Source organism: Streptomyces sp. NPDC048269 (assembly GCF_040652395.1).
Classification (GTDB): domain Bacteria; phylum Actinomycetota; class Actinomycetes; order Streptomycetales; family Streptomycetaceae; genus Streptomyces.
Genome location: NZ_JBEZLW010000061.1, coordinates 19,929 through 31,840, shown reverse-complemented (window position 1 = coordinate 31,840; position 11,912 = coordinate 19,929). Strand labels below are relative to the sequence as shown.

The window sequence follows — 11,912 nt, the reverse complement described above, 5'->3', positions numbered from 1 at the left end:
CCACGGCCGAGTACTCACACCATCCCGAACGGCCGAATCGTCACACCGGTCACGGCTGACCAGGACATCTCATCAAGATCCTGTTACGAGCTCTACGTGTCTGAGCACCAGTTCTGCGGCCTTTCGAGCCGATGTGACGCCGTCGTGGATCTGCCGGTCCAGCCACTGGTCGAGAGCCATGAGAGCGCTCATACACGGCTGAGGTCCGGTCAAGGCGCCCCGGTACCATGCCCAGGCGTCGTATGGCCCGGAATAGTTGCGGTCTCCTATTCCCAGGAAGTCGCCACGCAGCGCAGGAGGAAGATCTTCCTCTGAACCAGACGAGTCACCGCCCCAGGATCGGTCCCTGCTCTCCGGTCGCATGGCGGCAGCCAGAAGAGTGCCGATTAGCTCCATGCCGAGCTTAGGATTCGTCTGGAGCAGAGGGAAGAACGGCCCACGCCACCAGGCTGCCTGCCCTCTCAATCGGATGCCGAGGTACTCGTGCTCACCCATAGAGCAGCGCCGTGCACGTCCACGCCGACGGCGCTGACTGGCCGGTGGGGCGTAGTAGGCCGCGGCGAGCTCTGCGAGTAGTGTCGCGTTTGTTGCAGCGAGGCACCGCGCTGCCGTGGGGCGGTCCACTGCCGGCATCAGAGTCTGCGTGTGTTCGTAGGCCAGATGCCTCAGCAGGGCGTTCGCCGCATCGTCCCGATCGGTGCCGAGCAGTGCGAGTGCTTCGATGAACGCGGGTGTGGGGAACTCGGGCACCGATCGAAGCATCGAATCGCGAATGAGAACCCGCACCGGCCGGTGGTCCGAAACGTCGCCCCCTTGGACCTCTAGCTGAGAGACACTACGCAGCCACGCCACGACTAGGTGGTCACACTGCTCGCCGCGGTGGTTCGTGAAGACGGCTGTGTGCTCCACCAGCCAAGCGACGACCGGGGCGGCAACGACTGGGTCGCAAATCCCGTTCTCGCCGAAGCGCAACGTCAAGCAGCGCAGCAGCTCACGCACAAGCTCGGGTTGGCGCAGAAGGTCCTCGGTCAGCGCCACGAGAGCATCGGAACACCAGCCTGCGGACAGCACCGCTTCCCAGGGAACCTCGTTCCATCGTGATCCGTGAACGGCTGCCAACTCACGGAACTGCTGGCGTACCTGGCTCCACCGGGTGGCGAATCCTCCCGCCTTGTCCGACCCGGACCACAACCTGACTTGGCAGAAGATCCGGCCGGCACGAACGGCCCATCGTGGCCCGTGGACGGCCAGCAGGGAGAGGCCATCGTCCAGCAGCAGACGCTTGGTGGTGGCGTAATCACGCAGGACATCGTGGGCAAAGGCGTGCTCCTCATTTGAGGTCGCCGACGCCTCGCCGAGCGGAGCGAGGATGCCGTCGGAGCGCAGCGAAGCCAGTGCAGGGCCGGGGAGAGACGGTTCTCGGCGGCCGGTCATCCGTCCCTCCGCCAGGGAGACAAGAACGATCCCGCGGTCTTCAGGCACCACTCCATTGGTCATCCGCTGGTTGTTCAACACGAACGCGAACCAGACATGGGTATAGACCTCGGCCTCGCTCAACAGGACCGTCGGCAGGGCGGCGCCCCGCCCAGTGGACCGAAGCAGGAGATCGACGAGGGCTAGCCGGCGCAGCAGCCAGCGTGATCGGGGGTCGTCGGCGAGCCTGCCCAACTGCGGAGCCGAAGCGAGGATCTCGGCGATCTCGCGGTCGTCCAGGGACGGTACGGTTACATCGTGGATATCTGTGCAGCCAGCCCGGTCGAGAACGTATCGGAGGGTATCCACTGCGTCGTCCCGGCTGACCAGAACCGCTGTGAACCCGGCGCTTCTCGCTGCGCTCACAGCCTCCGCGACGAGGTCCCCGAGCGCCTCCTGAGCAGCTTCAGCACCGTCCAGGATCAGAATCCCATGGGGAGCGGATGCCCCCGAAGCGCCGTCGTTGTCCATGAGCGTGTGGATCAGCTCTTCCAAGCCGCCTGCGTGCGGCGACATCGCTGACACAGTGGCCACCAGTACCTGCCGGGACCGGCCGCGCAGTTCGTCGATGGACCGCAGGACCAAGGCGGTCTTGCCGACACCGGGTTCCCCCCGGACCAGGAGTACCTCACCGACGAGGGCCGCGCTGAGCGCGTCGGTCAGGTAGGCCAGCGGAGCTTCACGCTCCATTTTCAGTGCATGGTTTGGAGCAATGCTCAACGTCCCGGGACTGCGCCGCAGACCCCTCTCCCATTGAGTGAAGAGCTGGCGTGCATCGGGTCCGAGGAAATTGTTGACGATCTGATTGCCGCCTTGGACGGCGTTAACAGTGCCGCCGGTGTCGGCGCTATTGGTCTGCGCCATGGGAGGGTCGTCGGTGGGGAGTGGGTTCTTGGGGCGCAGGCCGTCAGCCTGCTTGTCGTCCTCGGTCACCGATCCGTCGCTTGTGGCCCGTGATGGTTGATGGTGAGCGTGCCGTTCTGGACCGCGTTGACCACCCCTTTCCGGTCAGCCTTGTTGATCTGTTTCGGCCCGTTGGGTGCTGCCGTCAAGTCGCTGTCGGGCGTAGAGCTCCCACTGCGTTCGAGCGGGAGGGCAGCGATCAGTGCCATGGCTGCCGCCGCAGCATGAGCCGCCGCAATCTGCTGACTACCGCGAGCATCTGCTTCTGCCTTCGCGCCGTCCGCGTAGTCGCTGATGCCACGTATCGTCAGCCACTCGACCTTGCCGATAGCGGCCGCTTCCGCTAGCCCCGCGCTTTCCATCTCCACCGCCACTGCATCGTTGAAGGCGTGAGTGAGCTGCGCGCGGAGAGAGGATCCCAACGAGTTCAGTAGTGTCTCACCGGCGGCAACGGGCTTGAAGTGGACCTGAGGTGAGCCGTCCTGCTGCAAGGTCTTCGCTCGCACCCGTTCCGTCCAGGCCGCTCCCCTCAGTGCATGCTTGGCAGCCTGTAGCAGACCGTGCGAGGGAGCCCAGGCAGCCGGCCGTGCGAACACCTCGTCCGCTACGTGTTTGGCGCCGTCGTAGGCGTAGACCTTGTCCGCGACGACGACGTCGCCCAGCCGGATATCCTCCTTCAGGCTACCGGCCACCCCGACGAAGATGATTGCCCGCGGTGCGAAGCGAGCCCTGGCTAGCTCGGTGATCACCGCCGTCCGTCGGTTCCCTGGGCCGATCTGCGTGAGCACGACCTGGTGATCGGAGCCAGACACCTCACCCGCCTCGAACCAGGTGTTCTCGTGGATCACCCGGCGCGGGTCGACGAGGTGCGCGCGTACGGCTTCGTACTCCAGATTGACCGCCGTCAGTACGACGACCGGGCCATCCGGGCCGAACTCATCTTCCAGCAAAGGACCTTCCCTCCTTCAGCACAACACCTCGGAGACTACCGCCGCACACCGACAGCCGGGTCCGCCCGAGGTCGCCCACGTGTCAATCGATGCTCCTCCACCCATGACCTGAGGCTTCCTCCCCCATCGCCCGTCGTTCGGTGCAGAATTGGCGTTCGGCACCTTCACTCTCAACAATCGGAGGAACGGGCGTGACAAGGAATGAGGACGTCACAGTCGGCAAGTTGCTCCTGGCGGAGTACGAGAGGGTGAAGGAGGAACAGAAAACCCGAATAGGTTTCAGGGACAACTTGCTCTACGTCACGCTGGCCGCGATGGTGACGGTGCTGATCGGCGCGGCCCAGACACGCCACGTCGCATTGCTGCTGGCGCTACCCGCAGCCACGTCCGTCCTGGGGTGGACGTACCTGGCCAACGATCAGAAGATCACCGCGATCGGTCGCTACGTTCGGATCGACCTCGGACCCCGTCTGAGTGCACTTGCCGGGGAGCAGGAGAGCGTCTTCGGATGGGAGGCGGTGCACCGGCGCGATTCTCGGCGGACGCAACGTAAGATCATCCAGTGTGCCGTGGACCTCGCGGTCTTCACCGCCGTCCCGCTGGCGGCTCTCATTGTCTTCTGGGCCTACGGGACGGGATCGTTTGTATCAATCGCCGTCTCCGTCCTTGAAGCGGTGGCACTCACCGTCCTGGCCACCCAGATCGTTCTGTACGTCGATACCAGGCCGTAGGCGTGCACTCACTCGTGCGAGTCGTCCGGTCGTGCTGCACGCAGCCGGCCCGACGGCCTCTGTTGAGCTCGAATAGGTGCGGGAGCCCCGGCACCCCGGTGGCGGGGCGCGCCCATGGGTCGTCCGGCGTGTGATCGTGCACATCGCATCGTCGGGCAGCATTGACCACCACCTCCAGCCAGACACTGTGCTGCCCCAGCCGTAGGCGGCGCTAGAGCGTGAGGAAGCGTGCCTGCCTCAGGCGGGAAGGACGTCGACCTGTCCTGGCCGTCGGCCCTATTTGCAGGGCGTCGACGCGGCAGGGGGGTGGAGGGCGTGGGTCTCCCCCCACCGATCTGGTAATGCGTCAGAAAAGTCAGCAACTGGTCAGCATCAGTTCTGAAAGACCCGGGGAAAGCTGACCGAAGATGCGAATCGTTGTAGTCTCCGGAGACCGCCCTTGACCTGCGTGAAGTAGGCAGGGAGCAGACATTTCGGGAGTTATTTTATGTTTCGGACAATGTTCAAGTCCAAGATCCACCGGGCCACCGTCACCCAGGCCGACCTGCACTACGTCGGGTCCGTGACCGTCGATGCCGATCTGCTGGACGCCGCCGATCTGCTGCCCGGAGAGCTTGTCCACATCGTGGACATCACCAACGGGGCGCGGCTGGAGACCTACGTCATCGAGGGCGAACGGGGGTCCGGGGTCATCGGGATCAACGGCGCCGCCGCGCATCTGGTGCACCCCGGGGACCTGGTCATCCTCATCAGCTACGCGCAGGTCGAGGACGCGGAGGCGAAGGTGTTCAAGCCCCGCGTCGTGCATGTCGACGGCGACAATCGGATCGTCGAGCTGGGTGCGGATCCCTCCGCCCCGGTGCCGGGTACGGATCAGGAGCGCAGCCCGCACGCCGTGGCTGTCTGAGTCCGAGCTGTCTGAGGGGAGTCGGGGACCATGGTCGAGTTCACGGACGAGCGGAAGGCCGGAAGGCTGCTGGCCGTGGAGGACGGGACGGCGGTCGGGTTCATCGCCTACTTCGTGCTCGCCACGGCCCCGCACGCCCTGGTGGCGGTGCACACCGTCGTCGAGCCGGGCCACGAGGGGCGGGGCATCGCCGGGGGCCTGGTGAAGACCTTCTACGGGATCGCCGCCGCCGAGGGCGTGCCGGTGGTTCCGCTGTGCCCGTACGCGGCGAGCTGGGCCGCCAAACACCCCGACCAGGCGCCCGAGCCGGCCGCCGAGGTCGTGTCGGCGGCCAGGCTCCAGCTCGCGGCGGATTCGGACCTCTGGTGACGGACCTGCGCGGGCTGCCGGCCGGGGCCCGGGCCCGGGCCGGGGTCCGGCAGACCTCGTAAGCGCATTTCTCGCGTAATCGCGGGAAAATGGGCCCTATGGTGCGAAAACTCGAAGAGACGCAGCCGCCGGTCCCCGCGCCCGAGCCGACCCCGGACCCCCATCCGTTCCCGGATCCCGGGCCGATCCCGCGCCCCGTGCCGCCCGTGCCCGGCCCCGTCCCCGAGCCGGACCCGGTGCCTCCGCCGCCAGGGCCCGCGCCGATACCTCAGCCCGGGCCCTGGAGCTGAGCTGCCTCAGCTCGTCTGGACCTCGGAGCGGTCACCGCTCCAGAGGGTGTGGAACGAGCCCGCACGGTCGGTGCGCCGGTAGGTGTGCGCCCCGAAGAAGTCCCGCTGCCCCTGCGTGAGGGCCGCGGGCAGCCGCTCCGCGCGCAGGGCGTCGTAGTACGCCAGCGACGCCGCGAAGGCCGGGACCGGGATGCCCTGGCGCACCGCCGCCACCAGCACGGACCGCCAGCCCTCCTGGGCCGCCCCGATCTCCTCGGCGAAGTGCGCGTCCGCCAGCAGGCTCGGCAGCCCGGGCTGCGCGTCGTACGCGGCCCGGATCCGGTCCAGGAACGCGGCCCGGATGATGCAGCCGCCGCGCCACAGCGAGGCCACCGCGCCGAGGTCGATGTTCCATCCGTACTCCTGGCTGCCGGCCTGGATCTGGTGGAAGCCCTGGGTGTACGAGACGATCTTCGAGGCGTACAGGGCCTCCTCCACCTGGGCGGCGAAGGCCTCCGCCGCCGCCGGGGAGAGCGCGGCGGCCGTCGGGCCGCCGAGCCCGCGTGCGGCCGTACGCAGGTCCGCGTGGCCGGAGACCGCCCTGGCGAACACCGCCTCCGCGATGCCCGACACCGGTACGCCCAGGTCCAGGGCGATCTGCACGGTCCAGCGACCGGTGCCCTTCTGCTCGGCGGCGTCGGCCACGACGTCCACGAACGCCCGGCCCGTGGCGGGGTCCGTGTGGGCGAGCACCTCCGCCGTGATCTCGATCAGGTACGAGTCCAGGCGCCCCCGGTTCCAGGTCCGGAAGGTCTCCGCGATCTTCGCGGGGGAGTAGCCCGCGACCTCGCGCAGCAGGTGGTACGCCTCCGCGATGAGCTGCATGTCGGCGTACTCGATGCCGTTGTGGACCATCTTGACGAAGTGTCCGGCGCCGTCGGGGCCCATGTGCGAAGTGCAGGGCGTCCCGTCGGCGGCCTTCGCGGCGATCTTCTCCAGCAGCGGGCCGAGGGACGCGTACGACTCCTCCGAGCCGCCGGGCATGATGCTCGGACCGAGCAGCGCGCCCTCCTCGCCTCCGGAGATGCCCACGCCCACGAAGTGGATGCCCTGCTCGCGCAGCTCCTTCTCGCGGCGCCGGGTGTCCTCGAAGTGCGCGTTGCCGCCGTCGATGATGACGTCGCCCTCCTCCAGGAGCGGCGCGAACTCGCGGATCACGGCATCGGTCGGCTCCCCGGCCTTCACCATGATGACGAGGCGTCGGGGGCGCTCCAGCGCGTCGACGAACTCCTTCGCCGACTCGGCCGCCACGAACCTGCCCTCGTGGCCGAACTCCTGCACGAGCGCCGTGGTCTTCGCGGCGGTGCGGTTGTGGACGGCCACGGTGAATCCGTTGCGGGCGAAGTTCCGGGCGAGGTTGCTGCCCATGACCGCGAGCCCGGTGACGCCGATCTGGGCTGTGCTGCTGCTCATCGTTGCGCTCCTGCGTGCTTCGGTGTGCGGGGAATGCCGACGCTACATCGACGCGGGCGGCTACCGGTCCGATCGCCGCCGAGAGAGTGTCAAATTCCGCTGGAGGACGCCCTGTTGCGCCCCTTGTCATGCTCTGGTCGTGACGTTAGGTTGTGCGGTTCCTGATGTCTTCGATGGGGGCTCCCATGGGTGTACGGGGCCGGCACCGCCGGTATCAGCCGAGCAGCATCAACCGGGCCTCGCTCGTCGTCACCGCCGGTGGCGCCGGGATCGCGCTCCCGCTCATCGGCGCCGGAGCCGCGCACGGCGCCTCCGTGGACACCTGGAACAAGGTCGCCGCCTGCGAGTCGACGAACAACTGGCACGTCAACACCGGCAACGGCTACTACGGCGGCCTCCAGTTCAGCCAGAGCACCTGGCGGGCCTTCGGCGGTACGGCCTACGCACCCCGCGCCGACTTGGCCACCAAGGATCAGCAGATCGCGGTCGCGGAGAAGGTCCTGAAGGGCCAGGGGCCGCAGGCCTGGCCCCAGTGCGGCAAGCAGGCAGGCCTCAGCCGCAGCGGCCCGGCGCCCGCCGTCGCGCCCCAGGGCCACGACCCGAAGGCGCAGGGGGCGAAGGCCGAAACGCGGCAGACCAAGGCCACCGGACAGCAGGCCACCGTGCCCCGCCCCACCGGAACCACCGTGCTGCCGAACCCGTACGTGGTCGCACCCGGCGACTCGCTCTCGGCGATCGCCACCGAGCAGCACGTCGAGGGCGGCTGGCAGGCGCTCTACGAGACCAATCGCGCCACCGTGGGCAGCAATCCGGACATGATCTTCCCCGGCCAGCGGCTCACCCTTCGGATCACCGCGGCGCCGCCCGCGCAGAACCCGGAGAAGCCGCCGCGCACGGCCGACCCGGTGAAGCCGGTGGAGCCGGCGGCGGAGAAGCCCGCGGAAAAGCCGGCCGAAAAGCCGGCCGAAAAGCCGGCCGAGAAGCCGGCCGAAAAGCCGGCCGAAAAGCCCGCGGAGAAGCCGGCCGAGAAACCCGTGGAGAAGCCCGCCGAGAAGCCGGCTGCGGAGCCCGCCTCAGTGCAGCAGAAGCCCGCCGCGGGCGGGTTTTCCGCCCCCGTCGACGCTTCCACCGGAACCGCCTACCGCGTCGCCGGCTCCTCCTGGTCCAGCGGCTACCACACGGGCGTCGACTTCCCGGTGGCGACCGGAACCTCCGTCAAGTCGGTCGGCCCCGGCCAGGTCGTCTCCGCCGGCTGGGCCGGTGCGTACGGCTACCAGGTCGTCATCCGGCACACCGACGGCCGGTACTCCCAGTACGCCCACCTGTCCGCGCTCGGCGTCAAGTCCGGCCAGCAGGTCTCCGGAGGCCAGCGGATCGGCCGCTCCGGCTCGACCGGCAACTCCAGCGGCCCGCACCTGCACTTCGAGATGCGCACGGGACCCGGCTACGGCTCCGACATCGACCCGCTGAAGTACCTCCGCGCCCACGGAGTCGACATCTGACCCGCGCACGTGCGACGGCACGGCCGTGAGCAGGACCAGCCCGGTGGCCGCCACCACGGCGCTGGCCAGCGCCGCCGTCGTGCCGGCGGCCCCGTACCGGAACCCCTCGTCGAACAGCGAGATGCCGACCGTCGCCGCGACCACGGGATTGACCACGGTCACCGTGGCCAGCGGCGCGGTCAGCCCGGCGCCCCGGTAGGCCGCCTGCGAGAGCAGCAGCCCGCCGGACGCCAGCACCGCGATCGCCGCGAGATCCGGCCACAGCGCGCCCGGCGTGCCGGGTGCGAAGCTCTCGGTCACGGACTTGGTGAACACCGAGGCCATGCCGAAGGCGGTACCGGCCGCCGCGGCCAGCAGCACGCTGCGCAGCACCGCCCGGCGCATCCGGTGCGCCGCCAGGAAGAGCGCCGCCACCCCGGCCCCGGTCGCGAAGAGCAGCAGGCTCCGCTCACTGCCCGCGAGAGGCTGCTCCTGCCCGTCGCCGCCGGTCAGGGCCAGCAGCCCGGCCAGCCCCACCGTGGCCAGCACCGCCCCGCGCCAGGCCGCGGAGCCTGCCCGGCGCCGTACGAAGACGGCCGCCATCGGGAGCGCGAAGACGATCGTGAGTGCGCCGAGCGGCTGGACCAGACTCAGCGGCCCGTACGCGAGGGCCACCACGTGCAGCAGAGCGCCGAGACCGATCAGCCCCACCGCGGCCCACCAGCCGCCCCGTCGCAGCGGCGCGTACGGGCGGTCCGGCGTGGTCGCCGCGACCTGTTCCTGGAGGATCGCGCCACCCGCGTACGCCAGCGCGGAGACGAGGCAGAGCAGGGCGGACAGCGCCAGTGCACTCATGAAGTCCACAATGCCCGACCCGACTTCGCTATTCCTCCGCCCACAGGCGGTCACGAGTCGTACTCCCAACGTAGTACGGGAGACGCGATCAGGCGCGCGGGGCGGCGAAGAAAGGCCACGTCCGGACGCGTACGGTGACACCTCGCGCGCGATATGTGAGCTCCGTGGCAGCGGGTTTGGCTCCGGGCGCGTCGGATCCGTACAGTTCCCCTTTTGGGGACTTCCGCAGCAGGCGGATGCGGACGAGTGATCAAGGAACGGCAGCGGCCATGACGGTGACCGAAGACAGCCAGGACTACGGGCACGCATACGGACCGGGCATCGACCCCGAGCGCCTGGCCCTCTGCCTCGGCGTGCTCGAAGAGCTCGACAAGCTCGATGTCGACCACCCCGACGCCATCACCGTACGCCGTGCCACCGCCGGCCTCTACCGCACGGTCAAGCAGCGCCGCCGCCAGGAGCGCCGCGCCGCCAAGACCGCCAACGACAGGGCCGTCACCGAGGCGACCGCCACCGGTTCCGCCGAGCGCATCGACGACGAGACCGAGGGCATCCTGCCTTCCTCCGGCACCGAGGCGGGCCGGATCGCCGGGATACTCCAGCGCCCGCGCTCCTGCTACGTCTGCAAGACGCGGTACGTCGAGGTCGACTACTTCTACCACCAGCTCTGCCCGGACTGCGCTCTCGAGAACCGCGCCAAGCGCGAGGCCCGCGCCGACCTCACGGGCAAGCGCGCACTGCTCACCGGCGGCCGGGCCAAGATCGGCATGTACATCGCGCTGCGGCTGCTGCGCGACGGCGCGCACACCACGATCACCACTCGCTTCCCCAAGGACGCCATCCGCCGTTTCAAGGCGATGGACGACTCGGCGGACTGGATGCACCGTCTGGAGGTCGTCGGCATCGACCTTCGCGACCCGGCCCAGGCCGTGGCGCTCTCCGACCAGGTGGCCGAGGCCGGTCCGCTCGACATCCTGATCAACAACGCGACGCAGACCGTGCGCCGCCTGCCCACCGCCTACGCCGCGCTGGTCGAGGGGGAGGCCGCCCCGCTGCCGGCCGGCGAGCTCCCCACCCACCACGTCATCGGAGCCTTCAACTCCGGCGCGGTCGACGGCCTGGCGGCGCTGCCCGTCGGCGTGAGCGGGCTCGAGGCGCAGAAGGTCGCCGACCTCGCCCTGGTCGCGGGCAACGCCAGCCTGGAGCGGCATCTCGCCGGCACCGCCATCGACGCGGGCGGCCTGCTGCCCGACGTCGTCGAGAGCAACACCTGGGTGCAGACCATTGACCAGATCTCCCCGGTGGAGCTGCTCGAGACCCAGCTGTGCAACTACACGTCGCCGTTCATCCTGATCAGCGCGCTCCGGCCGGCCATGGCCGAGGCTGCCCGGAAGGCGTCCAGCGGGCGTGCTTACGTCGTCAACGTCTCGGCGATGGAGGGCGTCTTCAGCCGCGGCTACAAGGGCGCGGGGCACCCGAACACCAATGCGGCCAAGGCCGCGATGAACATGGTGACGCGGACCAGCGGCCAGGAGATGTTCGAGACGGACCGCATCCTCATGACCTCGATCGACACCGGCTGGATCACCGACGAGCGCCCGCACTTCGACAAGCTGCGCCTGGCCGAGGAGGGCTTCCACGCCCCGCTCGACCTGGTCGACGGCGCGGCCCGGGTCTACGACCCGATCGTCCGCGGTGAACTCGGTGAGGACCTGTTCGGAGTCTTCCTCAAGGACTACGCCCCCGCCAACTGGTAGGCCCGGCGGGCGCCTACGGGCGTCCCACAGCCGATCCCCGCGGCCCCCTCGGCCCCCTCGGTGTGCCGAGGGGGCCGATCGCGTTCTCGGCGGACCCGACCGCGCGCCTGGATGCGGGTCCGGCTGCCGGCCCGGCCACCCGGTAGGCGCCCGCCGCGACCAGCTCCAGGACCGGCCGCCAGTCCTCCAGCACGCCCGCGTCCAGGGCCGCCGCGTCGGCCGTGTCGTGGGCCTGGCACAGGGCCGCCGCTGCCTCGCCGTCCGGTCCGGCCCCCGCCAGGGCGCGGAGCCCCGCCTCGTTCGCGGCCCGCGCGTGCAGCCGTACCAGGCGGGCCACCCGCTCTCCCAGCAGCGGACGGACCGCCTCCGCGTGATCGGCCGGAAACGCTCCGTCACCCGTACGGAGCAGCTCGCCGAGATCCTGTACGAGCCCCGCGATCTGGAGCTCCTTGTCGAAGGGGCGTGCGCGGCGCAGCAGGGCCGCAGTCCGCATCCCACGGCCCTCGCGGCAGGCATGGAGAAGATCGATGAGCTCCGGAACGCTTGAGATGTACGGCACTTCGAACCCCCGCATTCCGGACCTCGACACCGCCGCTCCCTCCGTCGCCCCCGCGCGCATCCGGCGTCGAGCGGACCATGCTTGAGGCACCCGCGGGTCGAAGACTTCCTGAACTCGCGGCGAAGACAAGAGGGCGACGCGGTTTTTGCCTTTCTATCGAGCAGAGGCCCGCTCATATGTGTACT

9 protein-coding genes and 1 pseudogene are annotated in these 11,912 nt (G+C 69.3%); 5 read left to right on the top strand and 5 right to left on the bottom strand.

Going from position 1 to position 11,912, the window contains the following annotated elements; genetic code table 11:
• Positions 1-72: 72 nt before the first annotated feature.
• Both AB0D48_RS34195 and AB0D48_RS34190 read right to left on the bottom strand, forming a co-directional pair.
• Positions 73-2,406, bottom strand: a complete 2,334-nt coding sequence (locus AB0D48_RS34195) for an ATP-binding protein (protein ID WP_362406121.1) — start codon at positions 2,404-2,406, stop codon at positions 73-75.
• Positions 2,403-3,326 carry a 5'-methylthioadenosine/S-adenosylhomocysteine nucleosidase gene (locus AB0D48_RS34190; RefSeq protein ID WP_362406118.1) on the bottom strand — a complete coding sequence of 308 codons (924 nt, stop codon included), beginning with the start codon at positions 3,324-3,326 and terminating at the stop codon, positions 2,403-2,405. The genes AB0D48_RS34195 and AB0D48_RS34190 overlap by 4 nt, the downstream gene beginning before the upstream one ends.
• Positions 3,327-3,517: 191 nt before the next feature.
• Here AB0D48_RS34190 and AB0D48_RS34185 point away from each other — a divergent pair, with 191 nt between their 5' ends.
• From AB0D48_RS34185 to AB0D48_RS34175, 3 genes are all read left to right on the top strand, one after another.
• A complete protein-coding gene (locus AB0D48_RS34185; protein ID WP_362406115.1) occupies positions 3,518-4,057 on the top strand; it encodes a hypothetical protein in 540 nt (179 codons plus the stop codon).
• A 487-nt stretch (positions 4,058-4,544) separates the two neighbouring features.
• The gene (panD, locus tag AB0D48_RS34180; RefSeq protein ID WP_362406112.1) at positions 4,545-4,964 is read left to right on the top strand and encodes an aspartate 1-decarboxylase; all 420 of its coding nucleotides are present in this window, start codon (positions 4,545-4,547) and stop codon (positions 4,962-4,964) included.
• Positions 4,965-4,994: 30 nt separating this feature from the next.
• Positions 4,995-5,333, top strand: coding sequence for a GNAT family N-acetyltransferase (locus AB0D48_RS34175; protein WP_362406109.1), 339 nt, complete (start codon positions 4,995-4,997; stop codon positions 5,331-5,333).
• A gap of 296 nt (positions 5,334-5,629) precedes the next feature.
• On the opposite strand, the gene gndA is transcribed toward AB0D48_RS34175, so the two are convergent.
• Positions 5,630-7,075: an NADP-dependent phosphogluconate dehydrogenase gene (gene gndA / locus AB0D48_RS34170; protein WP_362406107.1), complete on the bottom strand. Its 1,446-nt coding sequence runs from the start codon at positions 7,073-7,075 to the stop codon at positions 5,630-5,632.
• Positions 7,076-7,260: 185 nt separating this feature from the next.
• On the opposite strand from gndA, the gene AB0D48_RS34165 reads away from it, so the two are divergent.
• Entirely contained in the window at positions 7,261-8,577 is a 1,317-nt protein-coding gene (locus AB0D48_RS34165) for a transglycosylase family protein (protein WP_362406104.1), read from the top strand.
• 24 nt (positions 8,578-8,601) lie between these two features.
• On the opposite strand, the pseudogene AB0D48_RS34160 reads toward AB0D48_RS34165, so the two are convergent.
• A pseudogene (locus tag AB0D48_RS34160) lies at positions 8,602-9,411 on the bottom strand (DMT family transporter); the annotation flags it as partial.
• Positions 9,412-9,680: 269 nt separating this feature from the next.
• Here AB0D48_RS34160 and AB0D48_RS34155 point away from each other — a divergent pair.
• Positions 9,681-11,168: an SDR family NAD(P)-dependent oxidoreductase gene (locus tag AB0D48_RS34155; protein ID WP_362406101.1), complete on the top strand. Its 1,488-nt coding sequence runs from the start codon at positions 9,681-9,683 to the stop codon at positions 11,166-11,168.
• 13 nt (positions 11,169-11,181) lie between these two features.
• Here AB0D48_RS34155 and AB0D48_RS34150 read toward each other — a convergent pair whose 3' ends face one another.
• Complete coding sequence (locus AB0D48_RS34150) at positions 11,182-11,742, bottom strand: metal-dependent phosphohydrolase (protein ID WP_362406127.1); 561 nt, start codon at positions 11,740-11,742, stop codon at positions 11,182-11,184.
• Positions 11,743-11,912 lie beyond the last annotated feature (170 nt).